This is a genomic window from Enterobacter cloacae complex sp. I1M (assembly GCF_014982425.1).
Lineage (GTDB): Bacteria > Pseudomonadota > Gammaproteobacteria > Enterobacterales > Enterobacteriaceae > Enterobacter > Enterobacter intestinihominis.
Genome location: NZ_JADCLG010000055.1, coordinates 1 through 320, shown reverse-complemented (window position 1 = coordinate 320; position 320 = coordinate 1). Strand labels below are relative to the sequence as shown.

General features: G+C 64.4%; 1 protein-coding gene. It reads left to right on the top strand.

Annotated elements, in window-relative coordinates; genetic code table 11:
- A partial coding sequence (locus INF86_RS22045; protein ID WP_255510270.1) for a contractile injection system protein, VgrG/Pvc8 family occupies nucleotides 1-320 on the top strand: 320 nt, incomplete at both ends.

Genomic DNA, 320 nt, shown 5'->3' with positions numbered 1-320 from the left:
AACGCGTGGCTGTTCCAGGCGCAGCAGAACCCGGCGTCACCGAAACCGGGCAGCATCGACGTGTACGACTGGCCGGGCCGCTTTGTGGAGACAGGCCATGCGGAGTTCTACGCCCGCATTCGTCAGGAGCGCTGGCAGGTGGAGCATCAGCAGATTCAGGCGACGGCCACGGCGGCGGGCATTGCGCCGGGCCACATCTTTACCCTGACCAACGCGCCATTCTTCAGCGATAACGGTGAGTATCTGGTGACGGCGGCCGGGTATCACTTCGAGGAGAACCGCTACGCGAGCGGCGAGGGGGAAACCATTCACCGCACCGA